We start from the raw sequence: 17,638 nt of genomic DNA, 5'->3' as shown, positions 1-17,638 counted from the left end.
TCAGCTATTCATCAGATATGACTTTGTAACTTATTAACTGTATAGCTCTTGTGGCTATATCATCATTATACTAGGAGATGCGACAATGAAGAATTTTTTTCAGAACATCAGTTACTATATTCGAATTGTCTGGCAGAGCGAAAAAAGTTACTTTTCTGTTTTTATTGTCCTGACTTTGGCGATGGCGGCAGGACCAATTTCAGGGGTTTTACTGCCCAAGATTGTTATTCAGGACATTATGGAACAGGACTTGGCAAGCTTTGCGATTCATATTGGAATACTGGTAATCGTGTCCATGTCCTCTTCCTTTCTGGTTTCATATTATAGCCTGAAAAACGATGCCCTTTTTCTGCGGTTGGGCTTCAAGCTAAAAGAAAAACTGCAGAAGAAAGCGATGGAGATGCCTTTCGTTGATACTGAGAATCCGACTGTCCTGAATAGCCTGAACAATGCCACATCCAGCGTAGATCGATTTGTCATGGCACTACACAAGACAGGTACGGGCTTTCTCTCCAACGGTATCATCCTTTTTTTCTATATTATTCTAGCGGCAAAGCTACAACCGCTTTTGCTGTTGCTGCCTTTTTTGAACATTGCTCTGAATCTATTTTATGAAGACAGGGTAAAAAAATATGAATATGAAAAAAAGGATGAGAGGGCAGATATTCTTCGGAAACGGGATTACACATTCTCTCTAATGTATGACTATGGTTATGGCAAGGAAGTCCGGCTTTTTGCTATAAAGGACTGGATTATTGGTATCTATCGTCAATACCAGCATCAATACGAAATGTTCCTGAAGCGGATTGCTGTCAAGAAAAAAACTGCGGTGGCAGTGGATCTCATTTTCACGTTTTTACGCGAGGCAGCAGTTTACTTTTATCTGGTGGATATCTTCATGAAAGGTGAGCTGACTGTGGATTACTTTGTCCTGTATACAGGCATCTTTGCGTCTTTTGCAGCAGTGGGTCAGAACCTTGCACAGATGGGAGCAGAGATGGTTGATTTGGCCAGGCAGGTTCAGACATATCGGGACTTTGCGGAGGACAAGGGAAAACTGGATGGAGGCACCGCTCGAATTCCTTTGGCTGAGGCCTATGGATTTGAATTCTGTCATGTCTCATTTCGCTATCCGGGAAGTGAACAGTATGTTTTGAAAGATTTCTCCTGTAAGGTCAATCCAGGTGTTCATGTAGCATTGGTGGGGCGGAATGGGGCGGGAAAATCGACTATTGTTAAGCTGCTCTGTGGCCTTTATAATGATTATGAAGGAATCATTCGTGTAGGGGGTATTGACTTGCGTACATTGGATTTGCGAAAGTACCAGGATTGTATTGCGGCAGTTTTCCAGGAATCCCGGGTTATACCTGCTACTGTGCTTGAAAATATCACACTGAAAGAGGGAAATACCCCGGAAGAGGTCTGTAGAGCACAGGAGACATTGCAGCTGATGGGGCTGTATGATAAAGTAGAAGGCCTGCCGAAAAAGCTGGAAACTCCTGTTGGTAAGGCTATCGACCCGGATGGAGTGGAACTTTCTGGTGGGGAGCACCAGAATTTGGTGATTTGTCGTGCCCTTTACCGAGGTGGCGGTATTCTGCTGCTGGATGAGCCTACAGCTGCGCTGGATGCTCTGGCTGAGCATGAGGTATATGCTCATTTCCATGATATTTCCCAAAAGCGTACTACCCTTTTTATTTCCCACCGCCTGAATTCTACACGTTTCTGCGATGAAATCTGGCTGCTGGATCAGGGCAGGATTATGGAGCGCGGCAGCCATGATGAATTGTACAAGAAGGGTGGACGCTACTACCAGATGTTCCATGCTCAGGCTCAATATTATAAAAAGCAAGGATATTCAGAAGGGGAGGATGCATATGAAGAAGCATGAGAAAAAACTCAAGGAAACCGGGCGGAAATTCATGTTGCCTTTTTATGTCATGAAGTTGACCCTAAGGGTATCCCCGGCCTACCTGATGGTGACAGCTGGGATTGCGGTAATATCTGCTGTGAGCCCGATTTTGAATGTATGGTTCACTCAGCGGATTCTGGCAGGGTTGCTGTCCGAGGAGGGAGAGCGAACACTGTTCTTTCTGGTAGTGTGCTTGGTAGCCGCCAATTTCCTCTGCATGGGAACCAACCGGTATCTGACGGTAAAACAAGGGGTTTTTTCTGAGCGGTTTCGGGATGATTTTAAATGTTATGTAGGACAGAGGATTATGTGCATGGACTATTCCATGTTGGAGGACTCGCGAGTCATGGATTTGAAAGACCGTGCGCTCCGTCCTATTATTGATTATGGTGTATTGGATTTGATGTTACGAGAGACTATTCCCAGCATACTGAGCGGCCTGTTTCTTATGGTGGGGACGGCGGCGATTGCCGCAACGGGATATCCTGTGTTGCTGCTTGCCCTGTTTGTGATGGCAGGGATTAATCTGCACTTTGTGAACCAAACCAGAAAAACCAAGGACGAGACATATCAGGTGATTCTGCCGGTGGAGCGGAAGATTGGGGCATACAATGGGATGACTGCAGATTTTTCCATTGGGAAAGATATACGTCTCTATGATATGAGTGGCATCCTCATGGATAAGATTCGTCGTTTGAACCGGACAGACTTAAAAGCGCTTTCTGCCCAGTTTGGACGTATTAGCCGGAGCGCAGGCTTGTCATCGCTCCTATCCCAGCTGCAGTTGTTTATTATCTATGGACTATTGGCGGTCTGGGCCATGCAGGGGAAACTGGGGATTGCAGAGTATGCTTTTTATACAGGGATTTTCTTGAACCTGGGGACGGCTCTTTTCCGTATCAGTGACAAGATGTCGGATCTCTTTTATACTGGGAAGTTTTTTTCTGCTTTTCAGGAGTTTGAGGAGCTATCTATGCGGGAGGATGAGAAAACGAAACCTTATGTTGATGCGCCCCGAGTAGAGGTTCGGAATCTCTCTTTTTCCTATCCAGGAGTCGGCACACCTGTGTTGAAAAATCTTTCACTGACGATTGCACAAGGGGAGCGTTTGGCAGTCGTGGGACGCAATGGTGCGGGTAAGACCACACTGGTGAAGCTGCTTTGTGGGCTTTATCGACCTGACAGTGGCCAGATTCTGTTCGATGGAGAGCAGATAGGTGGCATGGAGGGGATTAGCGCAGCTGTTTTCCAGGACTTCAGACTTTTTGCCTATACTCTTTATGACAATGTGGTGATGGGGGGGAAGGAGAATGCAGAGCTGATGCCTGTTTTTGGACGTGTGGGATTAAAAGACACAGTGGAGAGTCTGCCAGAGGGAGAGCATAGTTATCTCTATAAGCTTTTTGAGCCGAACGGAGTAGAGCTGTCCGGTGGAAATGAACAGCGGCTCGCCATTGCTCGGGCGGTGTACAGGGATGCACCGATGCTGATACTGGATGAGCCTACGGCTGCTTTAGATCCGGTAGCGGAGGAGGAACTTTTCCGTTGCTTCAGGGAAATCAGCCATGGGAAGACATCCGTTATGATTTCCCACAGACTTTCTGCGACCCGAATTTGTGATCGGATTGTAGTGCTGCAGGACGGCGGCATCGTAGAGGAAGGGAGTCATGATGAGCTGATGGGATTGGAGAATGGTATCTATCGGAATATGTTCGAGACTCAGGCCCAGTACTACCTGGAACAGAAATTGTGCCATCAGGTCTAAGATATAATATCTATAAATATCAATAAAATTTTAATAGGAGGAATATCGAAATGAACTTAATGCATTCGGAATGGAAAGACAGGGTCAAGCACTGGATGCGCACTCTGAGAGACGATCTGTATGAGCCCCTGGGAGAGATTTCCTGGGAGGCGTACCCCACGGAGGAGTACCTGACGCCGGAGGAGGCGCAGAAAGGGCCTTTCGAGCCTGTGAGCCCCGGCTACACCTGGGGACATGTCTGGGAGTACTGCTGGTTCAGAGGAAGCATCACTTTGCCGGAGCAGGCAAAGGGCCAGCGGATTGTGATGGATTTGAAGCCCCAGGGGGAATCCACGCTGTTCGTGAACGGCAGATCCTTTGGAACCTACCGCGCGTCCTGGGTGAACGAGCCTCATCACTTTATCGAGGACAATGTGCTCAGCACCTGCGCGGAGGGCGGAGAGCGGTTCGACCTGCTGATGGAGACCTACGCGGGACATTTCATCCCCGAGGCCCCTACGGGAGGCTGCGCCACCGGCCCTGTGCTGCCCGGCGCCTATGAGGACACGGCGGTGGAGGGAAAGCGGCGCACGCTGGAGAAATGCACCTACGGCATCTGGAATGAGGACGCTTATCAGCTGTACATGGACGTGGCTACGCTGAGCATGCTCCTTATCACTCTGGACGAGAAGTCCCTGCGGGCGGCGAAGATTGCGAAAGCGCTGCAGCAGTTTACACTTATCGTGGATTTCGAGCAGCCTAAGGCACAGCGCATCGCTTCCTATAAAGAGGCAAGGGAGGCGCTGCGCCCGGTGATGGAGGCGAAGAACGGCTCCAGCATGCCGGTGTTCTATGCTGTGGGCAATGCCCATCTGGATCTGGCATGGCTCTGGCCCATGGCGGAGACCTACCGCAAGACGGAGAGGACTTTCGCGGCCCAGCTGCGCCTGATTGAGGAGTACCCGGAATACAAGTTCATCCAGAGCCAGCCGGCTTCTTATGAGATGTGCAAGAAGAACTATCCCGAGCTGTTCGCCAGGATCAAGGAGGCGGTGAAAGGCGGCCAGTGGATCGCGGACGGCGCCATGTGGGTGGAGCCGGATACCAATATGGCCAGCGGAGAAGCGTTAATCCGACAATTGATACACGGAAAGCGGTATTACAAAGAAGAGTTCGACGTGGACAGCAAGGTGCTCTGGCTGCCGGATACCTTTGGATACACTGCGGCCCTGCCCCAGATTCTGAAAGGCTGCGGCGTGGATTATCTGGTGACTCAGAAGATATTCTGGTCCTACAATGAGGGAGACCAGTTCCCGTACCACTATTTCACCTGGCAGGGCATGGACGGCTCTGAGATAGTGTCTTTCCTGCCTACCAGCTACACCTACCGCACGGATCCTATCGAGGCCAACAATATCTGGAAGAACCGGACCCAGCTTCAGGATCTGGACGCGTTCCTGATGCCTTACGGATACGGCGACGGAGGCGGCGGCCCCGCAAGGGATTATATCGAATATGCAAAGCGCCAGGAAGACCTGGAGGGCAGCGTGAAAGTGAAGATGGCAGGCCCCATGGAATTCTTCCGGGATATGGAGGAAAAGGGCGGCCCTGTGAACACATATGTAGGCGAGCTGTATTTCAGCGCCCACAGAGGAACATACACCTCCCAGGCGGCAGTGAAGAAGAACAACCGCCGCAGCGAGCTGGCTATGAGGGAAGCGGAGCTGTGGAGCAGCCTGGCGGCTGAGCGCGGCCTGCATTACGACCTGGAAAAGGCGGACGCCCTGTGGAAAGAAATCCTGCTGCATCAGTTCCATGATATCCTGCCCGGCTCCAGCATCGGACGTGTCTATGAGGAGGCGAAGAAAGCCCATCAGGCTATCCTGGACGGCGCGGCAGAGCTGCTTGACCAGGCTCTTGAGGCGCTGACAGAGGAGAAGAAAGAAGGAGCCGTAACGGTATGGAATTCCTTAAGCTTTGACAGAAAGGCTCTGGTGGAGCTGCCCGAGGCCTTTGCAAAGGGCGCGAAGACCTTTGAGGGAGAGGCAGTGCCCGTGCAGAAGACGGCGGAGGGCGTGAAAGCAGTCGTAGAGATTCCCTCCTGCGGCGCAGTCTCCCTGGTTCCTGCAGAGGGCGCGGCTTCTGAGGACAGCGTGAAAGCTGCAGTGACCGTGGAAGAAGATAAAGACGGATATGTGATGGAGAACAGCCAGGTCAGGGCAATCGTCAACAACAGAGGCGAGGTAGTCTCCTTTGTGCTGAAAGAGTCCGGCAGAGAGTTCGCGGCAGAGCCCATGAACAGATTCCGCCTGTACAAAGATGTTCCCCGTATGTTCGACGCCTGGGATATCGACTCCAACTATATCCTGCAGGAAGTGGAGGCTGTGACCGAGGTTTCCGTGGAGAAAGTCTCTGACGGCATCGAGGGCGTAGTGAAAGTCACCGGCAGGCTCAGCGAATCCGGCTTCGTGCAGTACATCCGCCTGGCTGCGGACAGCAGGAGAATCGTGTTCGACACTGAGGTGGACTGGAATGAGCTTCACAGATTGCTGAAAGCATCTTTCCCTGTGGACGTATATGCGGAGAACGGCATCAACGAAATGCAGTTCGGTTATGTGGAGCGTCCCGCACACCGCTCCAAGCTGTATGACAAGGACAGATTCGAGGTATGCAACCATCGCTACAGCGCGCTCTGTGACGGTTCCCACGGCGCGGCGGTGCTCAATGACTGCAAGTATGGTATCAGCATGAACGGCAATGCTCTGGAGCTGACGCTTCTGCGGGCAGCCGCATGTCCTGAGATGCGCGCGGATCAGGGGCAGCATTCCTTTACCTATGCTTTCACGGCATGGGAGGGAAGTTTTGCAGACAGTGATGTAGTCAGACAGGGCTATGAGCTGAATGTGAAGCCCGCGGTGAGCGGGGGCGCCGGAAAGCGCTTCAGCGCCGTGACGGTGGATAAGGCCAATGTCATCCTGGATACCATGAAGCCTGCGGAGGACGGAAGCGGAGATATTATCTTACGTCTTTATGAGTCCAAGAAAGCCGCCACGAAAGCGGAAGTGAGCCTGAACTTCGGCGTGGGCAAGGCTTATCTGTGCGATATGCTGGAGAATGTCACTGAGGAAGTGACTGTGAACGATGGCAAGATTGTCCTGCCTTTCAGGGCATTTGAAATCAAGACCATCAGGATAAAGAAGTAAATAAAACGGAAGTGGCAGCCGCCCCTTTTGCGGAGAGACAGTGACCGCAAAGGAGGGCGGCTCTTCAAAGGAGGCAACACTTGAAAATCGTAACATTTAATATACGCTGTGATTATGGGCAGGACGGAGACAACAATTTCTGTTTCCGCAAGCCGTTGATTTTGGAGAAACTGGAGAAAGAGAAAGCTGACATCATCTGCTTTCAGGAGGTGCTCCCCCATGTGGCCGCATGGCTGAAAGAGGCCCTTTCGGACTATTATGTCATCGGATGCGGCCGCAGCGAGACCCTGGAGGACGAGCAGGTGGCCATTGCCTATCGAAAGGATGCCGTCAACCTGATTCAGATGGAGACCTATTGGCTGTCGGAGACGCCCTATGTGCCCGCGTCCCGCTATCCGGACCAGAGCATCTGCCCCAGAGTGTGCACGGAGGCGGTCTTTGAGGAATCCGCCACGAAACAGGTGTTCCGGGTGGTGAACACGCATCTGGACCACGAGGGGCCAGGAGCGAGGGAGCAGGGGCTGCGGCAGATTTTGGATAAGCTGGAGCAGGCGGTGCTTTTTGCCCAGGTGCCTGTAATCATCACCGGGGACATGAACGCGGAGCCGGACAGTAAGGAAATGGCGGTGATGGCAGAAGATTCTTCCTATACAAATGTGACGGAGGGAATCGGCATCACTTATCATGGCTATAAGCGGAGCGAACCTCCCTGCAGTATTGACTATATTTTCACAAAGGGCTTTGTCTGTGAGAGGGTTGAGAAGTGGGAGGATGAAAGGGGCGGGGTGTTCCTTTCCGACCACTATCCGGTGTGCGCCGTGCTGCGGCCGGAGGCGTAGGTTCGATACAGAGGGCTCATGCAGGCCGGATGAACACTATATGGTAAGGCTGGACGACTGCCCGAAAGGATTCATGATATTATAGAGATATGGCTTTCTAAAACACCGAAAGGGAGAGAAAATCATGCTGAAATGGAAAGAGGAATGGACATATGAGGGCGGCTGCCCGGCAGCGGGGCTGTATAATACAGGCTCCATGATAACGGATGATAGCTGCGGCCCGACGGAAGATGACGGCCCCATGCTGCTGGTGACGGACACCAATGAAAAGGAGTATGGGGCATACCTTGAAAAGTTGTGCGGGCTGGGCTTTGAAAAAGTCTTTGAGAACCATACCGCCGCCGTGGACTGCTGCCAGATGAAGAAAGCGGATGCGCTGCTTTACGTGTATTATACGCGTGCCCTGGGCCAGGTGCGCGTCATCGAGGACAGGGCCTCCGTGTCCCTGGAAGAATTTTCTTATACCTGCGAGAGAGGGGCCTCTGCGGAAATCTATCAATACGGACTCTACTATGACCCGCGCAATGAACTCAGCCCTGTTACGGTCAACTGCGGGATGTTCTATATTATACGGTTGGCCGACAACCAGCTGGTCATGATCGATGGCGGCCATTATCTGCAGTGCTCCGCGGAGGCGGTGGAGGGCATGTACCGTTTCCTGCGCAGGATTACAGACACAGCGGAGGGAGAGAAAATCCGCATTGCTGCATGGTTTTTCTCCCATGCCCATGACGACCACATGGCGGCCTGCATCAGGCTGCTTCGGACATATCCTGAAAGTTTCGAACTGCAGCGTGTGATGTTCAATTTCCCGCCTTATACCACGCATCCCGGTGATCTGGATGCGCTGATACTGAAAGAGACCCTGCGGGAGTTCTGCCCGGATGTAAAGTGCCTGAAGCTTCACAGCGGCCAGGCCGTCACGCTGGCCAATGTCCGCTTTGACGTGCTGTATGCCCAGGAGGACGCCATTTCCAAAGAGAATTCCAAGGTATTCCCTTTCCGGGATTTCAACTGCACTTCCGTCATCCTGAAAATGACCACAGGCAATGGCACGGTCATGTGGCTTGGGGATACCAACGTGGAGACAGAGGAACTGGTGCTTCGGACGGTTCCGGCCGGGCTGTGGAAGTCGGACGTGGTACAGGTCGCCCATCACTGCTTTAACTTCCTCTCCCGCCTGTATCCTGCCATTGATGCGGATTATGCCATGCTGCCCAACAGCTATTACGGGGGGCATACGGTGGAGAACACCGATAAGCTGATGGATGTGGTGAACTGCCTGGCCTCGCCGGACAATATCTGGTATGAGGAGCGGACTACCGGGTTTAGGTTCGAGGACGGGCGTTACCAGGTCATCCTGGAAGAGGAGCGCGTGGGCGGTGAGCATGACGGCGTGAATCTCTATGGGGTGCGGATGTAAAAGCCATATTATTTTTTATATCTGCCCAGTTCCTCCGGCTCACCCCTTAAAGGTACAGCTCATTCTCCTTTCTTGCGGAGCAGGCTTTTTTCATCGCCAGCGCTGCGGCAGAGACCATGGCGCTGTTCAGCTTCCGGGCCGACTGCGGGCACAGCACGGTACAGCGCATACAGGAAATACACTTTTTGCTGTCCGTCTCTTTGGGATTTTCCAGGCTGATTGCCTGTGCCGGGCACTGTCTGGCGCAAAGGCCGCAGTTGGTGCAGCCATTGCCCGCTTTCGGCACCAAACCGCCGCCTCCCGCTTTCTTATAAGGGCGGTTTCCCGGAATCTGCGGCGTGGAGGGTTCGGCGGAATTCCCGTTTATTTTTTCCAGAATCTTTTGGGCGAAACTGACCAGCTCGCTCTTGTCCTGTTCATCAGGCCTGCCTGCGGCGTACTGATGCATGATGGAATGTTCCGCAATGGCGGCAATGGCGGCGATGACTTTGAAGCCGCTTTTTTCCGCAAGGTCTTGCAGTTCGATCAACGTGTCCTCATAGGCCCGATTGCCGTATACGCAGACGATGACGCAGGGGGCCTGGTTTCCGTGGATATTTGCGATTCTCCGGGCGGCAAGGCCGGGGACGCGTCCTCCGAAAGAGGGAATCGCGATGATGGCGATTTCCTCTTTTTCGATGTTGAGTGAAGAACTGTCCATTTCCGGGTTGGATAGATCGATTTTGCTGACGGGCATTCCCCATGTGTCTGTTATGATATCCGCGACTTTAGCGGTTCCGCCGGTAGGGCTGAAAATTATCTGCGAGACTTTCATGTCTGCACCTCCTGTAATTTTTAAATTTACATCATTATAGCAAATGCATGGCGGCATGTCAAGATTTACAGCAATGTCCGTTTGTGCTACAATTTTATACTACATAACGCCAGAATTTACCGTACTGCACTGGTTAAACTTATATGGCTGGCATTATGTAGTCGGGTTACTCGGAAATTATAACTGTTAAGCAGTATATATAAGGCAGGGGCTGATTCCCTGCCGCTTACTGCGAGGACGCTTATTGCAGAAAGGAAAGGCGTTATGCACATCAGCACGAAATGTTCAGTGGCCATTCACTGTCTGATTTTCATCTATGAATATGGGGAGAAACAAAAGGTGACCAGCGAACTGTTATCGCTGTCCAGCGGCAGCAATCCTGTCACCATTCGAAATATCCTGAGTGCGCTGAAAAAGGACGGCATGATATCTGTCCGATTCGGAACAGGCGGCGCTGCATTGGACTGTCCGCCGGACGAAATCACCCTATACCGCATATGCCGGGCGATAGAGCCGGACTTTGATTCCAAACTGATTGGCGTCCACCCCATGCCCTCGCCATTATGTCCTGTGGGGAGAAATATCCATACAGTATTGGATTGCTCTTATCAGAAAATCAGGGAGGATTTGTGTGAAAGTCTGAAAAAAATCACGCTGGAAAATATGATTTCCGATTATAAGGGAACTTTGGATAATCGTAAAAATTACGATGATGAATAATGATGCCTGCTATACTAATCACTGTAAGACAGGCACCTTGAAAAACTTGAAATGACCGTCCGGAGGGATGCCTCTCCCGGAGAAGCGCCGCCTGACCCGTCCGGGTCCCGCGCGCCAAGGAGAGAAAGGCAACGCCGCAGGAAGCGTGCGGCGGCTCCGGGGAGAGCGGCAAAAAAATACCGGATTTGCACGTAAAAAGTTACAGGAAACAGCATATCAAAGAGAAAGGCTGTAGACGGCCGGAACAGGAGGATGAGAAGATGGAAAGTATCATGGAATGCAGAAAGGCGTTATCTGAATTTGGGGTCGAACTGGAGAATGGCATGCGTACGCTCCGCATCACGGCCCGGTGCGTGCCCCAGGAGGATAAGAATCAGGCTGACTCTCTGAAAAGTTTTGTTTTAGGCCTCGGTTACTCGCAAAAATATTATGGCTCATGGGCTAGACCCGCCGGTCTGCTTGGGGCGCTCCGGCGCTACGGCTATAGGGCGGAAGCAGACTACGTTGCGGATCCTGCGTACCGGGAAGCTGAATATGTGGAGAGGCAGGAAGAGCCCCTGTGTAATTTGGATCCGGTGAGCATTGCCATGAATGCTGATATCGATATGGAGGAACCGGAATATCTGCCCGATCCGGAACGTTGGAAGACAAGCCGGGTCATGGGCATCAGTTTCGGTTTTGCTGCTGTGAGGGAGGTGGTGGTGGACGAGGATAACCCATATTTTGCCTCCCGGGACGGCGTACTGTTCAGCAAGGATATGACCTGGCTGATCTGGTATCCCTATGGGAAGCAGGACAGGATCTATACCGTTCCCGATAGTGTGACGGAAATCGGTCCCTGGGCCTTTGCGGGATATCCGCATGAGCTTCCGGTGAAAAGGGAGGACGGGAGCATCGTACAGGACAGGGGCAATAATAAATACCATGTGAAATATGTTTATAACAAAAGCCTGCGCCAGGTGGTTCTGCCTGATACCGTGACGGTGATTCGGGAAGAGGCTTTCAACCACTGCCTCTTCCTTGCGTCAATAGACCTGTCATCTAAATTGAAAGAGATTCGGTGGGATGCTTTCCGCGGCTGCAAGGAATTGTGGTCAATCTGGCTCCCGGACAGCCTGGAGTACATGGAGCCGGCTTTTGAGGGCTGTCACAAGCTGAAAAAAGTAAGGTTCCTGGGCACCCGGCACCAAATAACGAGAACCTGGAAGACACGCTCCTCCAGCAAGTGTACGACCTACATGGGGCCTGTACCCTACTCTCCTGATTATATGGCGGAATTATTTCATAGAACTTCGGATAAGGAGGAGCCGGAGATACTTTTCGATAGCCCGTGGTTCACTATTACAGACGGAGTGATGTTCAACCGCGACAGGACGGAACTGATCTGGTGCGACCGCTGGAAAAAGGGATCCTATACCGTACCGTCCACCGTCGTCCGCATTGGGGAACGGGCATTCGCCGATTGCGAGAACCTGACACAGATCAGCATCAGCCATCCGGGCACCGTCATCGAGAAGCGCGCGTTCTTTTGCTGCAGGAAGCTGGAGCAGGTGGTATTCCAGGGCTCCGGCAGCGTGAAAAGCATTGGGGACCATGCGTTCCAGGGCTGCGAAAAACTGCGGAATATAGAACTCGCCGAAGCGGAGTCCATCGGAGAATGCGCGTTCTATGCCTGCCGTTGGCTGGGACCGGAGGTCAGGGTTTCCAAAGACTGCAGGCATATCGGGAAGCAGGCATTCGACCTTTGCGAAAATCTGAGAAGCCTGTACGTCCCTAAGGCTTTGGCGAACTTCCGCTATGAGAGCCTTGATTCGAAAAGAAAACGCTGTCTTAAGCTGCCTTATGGGTATGCGGATTGAATCTTACAGAAGTAATTGTACAGAGCCCCCGGCCTGAGATAGATGGCCGGGGGTAAATTTTTGTTCTGAAAGGAAAGCGGCTTTTATAGCCGCCTGCTCCTTTCATATTTGGATTTTTCTATGTTCGCTGCCGCAAAATACGATTTCCGGCATGAGAGGGCAGCCGCCCAGGCATAACTCCATCGTCCACTGTCATATTGGGCTTTTCTACCAGCGCGCCGCTCTGGTAGCAGCCGATTCCCGCTTTCCGGCACAGCCCCGTTTTCCCGTGGATGCAGTGCCCCATCACCCCTACGTCGATGAGATGGGGGAACGACGCCATAAATGGGTCTGCGCCGGTATCTCTGCCGTTTTCGATAACGCCGGAACGGATATAGGTTCCTGTTCTGTCATCGAACAGCGTTATAAAATGATATTTGGGGTCTGTGACTCTGTGTTTCATCTGTTTCCCGCTTTCGTTGTTTTGCCTGCCGACAAAGAAGTTATGCGTTATATAGAAAGAATACCACAAAAGCCGCCTGTTTTCAACGGTGTTGAGGATTGCTATCGAAGACCGGCGGAATCTCTGTGCCCGCCAGGATGCCATGGAACCGCTGGGCGAGAGATTTCTGTTTGGACCGTAATAATTACGAATGCAGAAATTGGTGCCTGCTATACTATTCATTGTAAGGCAGGCGCCATGGAAACATAAAAGTATGACAGAACTGTAAAACAGAATTTTCAAAAAAGGAAGGAGAACCGACATGTACATCCCTAACGAAGCGAACATTATCAAAGAATCATCCCACGGCTATCACCGCATCCCCATCCAGGACGAGATGCTCTCCCACCGGGAGGTGGAGCTGGTGGGGGAGGTGGACGCTGCTTCGGTGAATGCCCTGATCCGCCAGCTGCGCTATCTGCAGCGTCAGAATCCGGAGGCTTCCGTCACCCTGTACATCAACAGCCCCGGAGGCAGCGTGGACAGCGGCATGGCCCTTTACGATGTGATGCAGGCGGTGAGCTGCCCCATCCGGACGGTCTGCGTGGGGCTGGCGGCCTCCATGGCGGCTCTGCTCTTCGTCTCAGGCGCGGAGCGCGACATGCTGCCCCACAGCCGCCTCATGATCCACGATCCCCTGATCCTCCAGACCGGCGGCAGCGCCCTGAAGCTGAAAGCGGTCAGCGACGACCTGATGGAGACGAGACAGATTATCGCCAAAGTCATCGCGGATCACTCCGGCAAGAGCATGGAGGAAATCCTGGCCAAGACCGCCAGCGACAGCTACTTCCGGGCGGAGGAGGCCGTGGAGTTCGGCCTTGCGGACCGCATCATCACAAGCCTTGCGGACGATAAGTGACGCTGCGGCGTACAAGAATCGCAATAACTAATGCCTTGCGGCATCCGCCGGACGGATGCCGGGGCAGCCAATCATATCAGGAGGGAAAAAGAATGTACAACAACATCAAAACAAAACGTATCCTTGCAAAAAACATCTTCGCCAGCAATGACACCTGGGCCACGGGAATCAACAACAATGATCTGCTGGTGGGACCGTCCGGAGGCGGCAAGACCAGGGGCTATGTGGTCCCCAACATCCTCCACGCCCAGGACAGCCTGATTGTGGCCGATACCAAGGGGAACCTGCGCAGGCTGTATGGGGAACACCTGGAGAGGAACGGCTACAAGGTCATGCACCTGGACTTTACCGATGTCGCCGGCACTCCCTGGGGCTACAACCCTCTGGCTTACATCCGGGAGTGCCGGGACGCGGAACTCAACCGGAATGGGGATTATTACCGGGAGCAGGATGTAAAGAAGCTGGCTCATGCCCTTTGCCCGTGCCTGAACGGTAAAGAGCCTTTCTGGGACCAGGCAGCCCAGATGTACCTGGAGGCGATTATCCTCTTCGTCCTGAATCTGCTGCCTCCGGAGCAGCATGACTTGTACGAGGCGTACACCTTTCTTTCGAAGATGGGAACCGATGGGCTGGAAGATATGATAGAAGAGGAGTGCACCACTCATCCTGACAGCGCTTTCGCCCGCAAGATTGGGATGATCCGGCAGAATTCAAGGGCAGAAAAGATGGATGCCAGCATCAAAGGAATCCTGGCCCAGCATCTGGACGTGGTGACATACTCCGGTGTGAAGCGGATGTTCCGCATGAAGGAACAGGTGGACATGGGTGCCTTTCTCAAAGGGAAGACGGCTCTGTTCCTGTCCGTCAGCGACTCCGACCGCAGCCAGGACGTCCTGATTAACCTCTTCTACACCCAGGCGCTGCAGTACCTCATGGATGCTGCGGACAGGCAGCCGGACAGCCGTCTCCCGATTCCGGTGCGCTTCATCCTGGATGACTTCAGCACGAACACCGTAATACCGGATTTCGATAAAATCATATCGGTAATCCGCTCCCGGGAAATCTATGTCAGCGTGGTCATCCAGAGCCTTTCCCAGCTGGAGGGTCTCTATAGTCATGCGAAGGCTCAGACCATCATCAACAATTGCGACCATTGCCTGTACCTGGGCGGGACGGATACCCGGACGGCGCAGTACTTCGCCGAGAAGTTCAACTGCCAGGTTTCCACAGTCCTGAACCTGCCGCTGGATACCCTGTTCATATTCGAAAGGGGCAGTGAGCCGCGCAAAGCGCGGAAATATGAGCTGAATCAGGATGAAGTCTACCGTGGCCTGATGGAGTCTGTGATGTGGATGCACACAGAGGAGGAAGTGTCCGGAAAGGAGGCAGTATGAGGGACGGAAGAGAGGCGCGCCTGACGCTGGAGGAGCGTCTGGCGCGCACGGCAAAGTCTCAGGCGGTTTCGCCTGAGGCCGCCGTCAAATTGGTGAAGCGGTTCGCCGGGATTCCCGCATTCCGGGTTTTCTTCGGAAAGCCTGACGTGGAGATTATGTATGAGCTGACCGGAGAGTTCTGGGAGCATCCGTCAGTATCTGTGGACAGCTACCGCGGCTTCAGCCGTAGTTTCCGGCTTGCAGTCGAGCACGACAACGATTTCGCGCGGTTGTCTTCGCCGGACAGGCTCCTGACGGGGGAGCGTGATTCCTATGAGCCGGTCTGGGGCGTCAGGATGAATAATGCCATGGTCCTGCTGGGTCTGATGCTGCTGGATCACGCCAGGGGCAGGCTGAGGCCGAAAGACATCTATCACTGCACGCGGATGACTCTGGGACAGTACCTGGACGCTGTGATGAATCTGGGATTCGGAAAGAACGGAGGATCGGAGCCGGATCTGACGGATTATGCCCGGAGTTGGAGGGATATGCTTCTGAAAGACCATGACGGCTCCAGGCCCCTGGGAGATGCGCTGGCGGACATCCTGGGGCGCTACATTGCCGCATGGCAGGAGTTCGACCATCTGGATTATATCCTCCGCTGCATAGGCGCCCTTTCCTGTTATCTGGAGCAGGAAGAGGTGGGCAGGACGCTTCCTCAGGAAGAGGCGGATAAGATTTGGCGTTTCCGGGAGGCGCTCTGCCGGTACGGCTCTGACCTGGAGGGATGGGAGCTGGTGGAGATTGACAAGCGGTATCTGGATCCCAAAGGATATTACTTTACGCTGGCCTGTGAGTACCCGGAAGAACTGCCCGATCCCGGCAGCCAGGATACCGCCCCGGGGGCGCTGCGCAGCCGGATTTTCCTCTCTGAGAGGGACTATCATCCCGGGGCGCTGCGGGAGCTGGCAGCCAAGTCTCCCTCCCGGGATCTGCAGGCCCTTCTGGAGAAGTACGTCTGTGAGGAACGGCTGGCATCCGCCATGCGGGAAATCAATACAGCGGTGACGGATCTGTATATGCTGTGGGTGGAACCCTATCTGCGGATGGAGGAATAACACGATAAAACATCTTATTACGACAATCCTGTTCGGGCTACAGTAGGCGGCAGCGCCATTACGTTACTTGCATCTATTACCTTGCTTTTATGCTATAATCATGTGAGGATAAAAATGCAGGGGGATGCCCCCGGGCGCGGAATCCACAAGTTTAAGAAAGGTGCGGTGAAAAAGCATGAGTGAAGAAAACAAGACACGCAGGGAATTACCCTTAAAAGATTTTGAGGCAGACTTCGAAAAATATTTTCAGTATGAAAAGAGCCCGCTGTGGAAGAAATTTGAGGACTATCAAAAGAACCTGCTGTGCATCCGGGATGTGGCAGACAGGCTTCTTGGGCACATGAAAGGGCATGGAGTCTCTTTCAAGCCGGAGATTACAGACGAGAAAGGAAAATTCAGCCAGGAGAAGCTTTCCGGCTTTGTGGATGAGCTTTTGGCCCGCTGGGCGGAGAAACAGCGGGAGGGCACGTTCACGGATTTGTCCACCGGGGAGAGCATGGCGGAATCCTATATCCGGGCGCGGCAGGAGCTGTACGGCAGTTATCTGTACCTGATCATGCGGTGCAGCCTGAGTCAGGCGGATTATGACTTTGTGGTAGGCGGCAGTTTGAAAGTGCGGACGGACTTCGCTTTCCTGCTGGAACAGGCGGAGTGGCTTATGCGGGGCTGGTGTGTCGTGAAAGAGGAGGATGGGAGTAAAAAGAATCAGCTGTTCTGGGGCTATGACGGGAAGTTCGGTCTCCATCTCTACCGTGTCCTCTCATGTCCGGCAGCAGGGCACGACAATGGATTCGATTTGGTTGGGCGTTTGCCTGTGGATGCCCCTAGTTCCCTGACAGATGAAGGCAATGTGAAACGGAATCAATTCAAAAGAATCTACGTGGGCCGCAGACCCTGGTCATTGGCGGAGAAAGTGGAGGAAACGCCGCCGGATGAGGAGGACATGACCGGAGACATCTGCGGAGATGAGGACGGCTATAATACGGAAGAATATTGAGAATCTGCCCCTGTATTTTGAGCACAAGGATGAATATGTCGAGAAATGCAGACGCTTCGTGGAACTGTTCCAGCAGGCGGGACAGGATGTTCTGCGGGAATTCTGCAGAGATTTGGAGGAAATCGTGGCCCTGTATCTGGCAGAATAACAGCAAAATACAAAATCAGTCAAAAATCGACATAAAAAAATACACTGTAATTCAGTTTCAATCTGATTTACAGTGCACCTTGATGTGTACAGTGTGTCATTACTTTTAATAGACATTCTCATCCTGTTCCCATGTATTTTTCGTTTTA

Annotated in this window: 14 protein-coding genes; 12 read left to right on the top strand and 2 right to left on the bottom strand. The window is 52.7% G+C overall.

Annotated elements, in window-relative coordinates; genetic code table 11:
- The first annotated feature begins 85 nt into the window (after positions 1 to 85).
- From NFS35_RS25110 to NFS35_RS25090, 5 genes are all read left to right on the top strand, one after another.
- A complete protein-coding gene (locus NFS35_RS25110) occupies positions 86 to 1,891 on the top strand; it encodes an ABC transporter ATP-binding protein (protein ID WP_251209779.1) in 1,806 nt (601 codons plus the stop codon).
- A complete protein-coding gene (locus NFS35_RS25105; protein ID WP_251209778.1) occupies positions 1,878 to 3,677 on the top strand; it encodes an ABC transporter ATP-binding protein in 1,800 nt (599 codons plus the stop codon). The genes NFS35_RS25110 and NFS35_RS25105 overlap by 14 nt, the downstream gene beginning before the upstream one ends.
- A gap of 50 nt (positions 3,678 to 3,727) precedes the next feature.
- Entirely contained in the window at positions 3,728 to 6,859 is a 3,132-nt protein-coding gene (locus tag NFS35_RS25100) for an alpha-mannosidase (RefSeq protein ID WP_251209777.1), read from the top strand.
- A gap of 80 nt (positions 6,860 to 6,939) precedes the next feature.
- Positions 6,940 to 7,698, top strand: a complete 759-nt coding sequence (locus tag NFS35_RS25095) for an endonuclease/exonuclease/phosphatase family protein (RefSeq protein WP_251209776.1) — start codon at positions 6,940 to 6,942, stop codon at positions 7,696 to 7,698.
- Positions 7,699 to 7,822: 124 nt separating this feature from the next.
- On the top strand, positions 7,823 to 9,121 hold the full coding sequence (locus NFS35_RS25090; RefSeq protein WP_251209775.1) for a ComEC/Rec2 family competence protein: 1,299 nt from the start codon (positions 7,823 to 7,825) through the stop codon (positions 9,119 to 9,121).
- Between the two features lie 46 nt (positions 9,122 to 9,167).
- Here the strand turns inward: NFS35_RS25090 and NFS35_RS25085 are convergent, their stop codons facing one another.
- Positions 9,168 to 9,935: a 4Fe-4S dicluster domain-containing protein gene (locus NFS35_RS25085; protein WP_251209774.1), complete on the bottom strand. Its 768-nt coding sequence runs from the start codon at positions 9,933 to 9,935 to the stop codon at positions 9,168 to 9,170.
- Between the two features lie 264 nt (positions 9,936 to 10,199).
- On the opposite strand from NFS35_RS25085, the gene NFS35_RS25080 reads away from it, so the two are divergent.
- Together NFS35_RS25080 and NFS35_RS25075 are read left to right on the top strand one after the other, a co-directional pair.
- On the top strand, positions 10,200 to 10,655 hold the full coding sequence (locus NFS35_RS25080; RefSeq protein ID WP_251209773.1) for an Rrf2 family transcriptional regulator: 456 nt from the start codon (positions 10,200 to 10,202) through the stop codon (positions 10,653 to 10,655).
- Positions 10,656 to 10,915: 260 nt separating this feature from the next.
- Entirely contained in the window at positions 10,916 to 12,514 is a 1,599-nt protein-coding gene (locus tag NFS35_RS25075; protein WP_251209772.1) for a leucine-rich repeat domain-containing protein, read from the top strand.
- Positions 12,515 to 12,632: 118 nt separating this feature from the next.
- Here NFS35_RS25075 and NFS35_RS25070 read toward each other — a convergent pair whose 3' ends face one another.
- Positions 12,633 to 12,956: a hypothetical protein gene (locus NFS35_RS25070; protein ID WP_251209771.1), complete on the bottom strand. Its 324-nt coding sequence runs from the start codon at positions 12,954 to 12,956 to the stop codon at positions 12,633 to 12,635.
- Between the two features lie 301 nt (positions 12,957 to 13,257).
- On the opposite strand from NFS35_RS25070, the gene NFS35_RS25065 reads away from it, so the two are divergent.
- The 5 genes from NFS35_RS25065 (at position 13,258) to NFS35_RS25045 (ending at position 17,490) form a co-directional block, all read left to right on the top strand.
- Positions 13,258 to 13,854, top strand: a complete 597-nt coding sequence (locus tag NFS35_RS25065) for a ClpP family protease (protein ID WP_251209770.1) — start codon at positions 13,258 to 13,260, stop codon at positions 13,852 to 13,854.
- Between the two features lie 92 nt (positions 13,855 to 13,946).
- Complete coding sequence (locus NFS35_RS25060) at positions 13,947 to 15,248, top strand: VirD4-like conjugal transfer protein, CD1115 family (protein ID WP_251209769.1); 1,302 nt, start codon at positions 13,947 to 13,949, stop codon at positions 15,246 to 15,248.
- Entirely contained in the window at positions 15,245 to 16,345 is a 1,101-nt protein-coding gene (locus NFS35_RS25055) for a hypothetical protein (RefSeq protein WP_251209768.1), read from the top strand. Before NFS35_RS25060 ends, NFS35_RS25055 begins: the two co-directional genes overlap by 4 nt.
- Positions 16,346 to 16,520: 175 nt before the next feature.
- Entirely contained in the window at positions 16,521 to 17,342 is an 822-nt protein-coding gene (locus NFS35_RS25050) for a hypothetical protein (protein WP_251209767.1), read from the top strand.
- Positions 17,311 to 17,490 carry a hypothetical protein gene (locus tag NFS35_RS25045; RefSeq protein ID WP_251209766.1) on the top strand — a complete coding sequence of 60 codons (180 nt, stop codon included), beginning with the start codon at positions 17,311 to 17,313 and terminating at the stop codon, positions 17,488 to 17,490. The genes NFS35_RS25050 and NFS35_RS25045 overlap by 32 nt, the downstream gene beginning before the upstream one ends.
- Positions 17,491 to 17,638: the final 148 nt, after the last annotated feature.

It is taken from the genome of Acetatifactor aquisgranensis (assembly GCF_943193215.1).
GTDB lineage: Bacteria > Bacillota > Clostridia > Lachnospirales > Lachnospiraceae > Acetatifactor > Acetatifactor aquisgranensis.
The sequence above is the reverse complement of the archived record's forward strand: the minus strand, read 5'-3'. Positions and strand labels throughout refer to the sequence as shown.

Excerpts from the sequence above, each read along its gene's own strand:
- NFS35_RS25045 (WP_251209766.1), top strand. The coding sequence starts at position 17,311 with ATGAGGACGGCTATAATACGGAAGAATATTGAGAATCTGCCCCTGTAT.
- NFS35_RS25055 (WP_251209768.1), top strand. The coding sequence starts at position 15,245 with ATGAGGGACGGAAGAGAGGCGCGCCTGACGCTGGAGGAGCGTCTGGCG.
- NFS35_RS25070 (WP_251209771.1), bottom strand. The coding sequence starts at position 12,956 with ATGAAACACAGAGTCACAGACCCCAAATATCATTTTATAACGCTGTTC.
- NFS35_RS25085 (WP_251209774.1), bottom strand. The coding sequence starts at position 9,935 with ATGAAAGTCTCGCAGATAATTTTCAGCCCTACCGGCGGAACCGCTAAA.
- NFS35_RS25065 (WP_251209770.1), top strand. The coding sequence starts at position 13,258 with ATGTACATCCCTAACGAAGCGAACATTATCAAAGAATCATCCCACGGC.
- NFS35_RS25060 (WP_251209769.1), top strand. The coding sequence starts at position 13,947 with ATGTACAACAACATCAAAACAAAACGTATCCTTGCAAAAAACATCTTC.
- NFS35_RS25050 (WP_251209767.1), top strand. The coding sequence starts at position 16,521 with ATGAGTGAAGAAAACAAGACACGCAGGGAATTACCCTTAAAAGATTTT.
- NFS35_RS25075 (WP_251209772.1), top strand. The coding sequence starts at position 10,916 with ATGGAAAGTATCATGGAATGCAGAAAGGCGTTATCTGAATTTGGGGTC.
- NFS35_RS25090 (WP_251209775.1), top strand. The coding sequence starts at position 7,823 with ATGCTGAAATGGAAAGAGGAATGGACATATGAGGGCGGCTGCCCGGCA.
- NFS35_RS25080 (WP_251209773.1), top strand. The coding sequence starts at position 10,200 with ATGCACATCAGCACGAAATGTTCAGTGGCCATTCACTGTCTGATTTTC.
- NFS35_RS25110 (WP_251209779.1), top strand. The coding sequence starts at position 86 with ATGAAGAATTTTTTTCAGAACATCAGTTACTATATTCGAATTGTCTGG.
- NFS35_RS25105 (WP_251209778.1), top strand. The coding sequence starts at position 1,878 with ATGAAGAAGCATGAGAAAAAACTCAAGGAAACCGGGCGGAAATTCATG.
- NFS35_RS25100 (WP_251209777.1), top strand. The coding sequence starts at position 3,728 with ATGAACTTAATGCATTCGGAATGGAAAGACAGGGTCAAGCACTGGATG.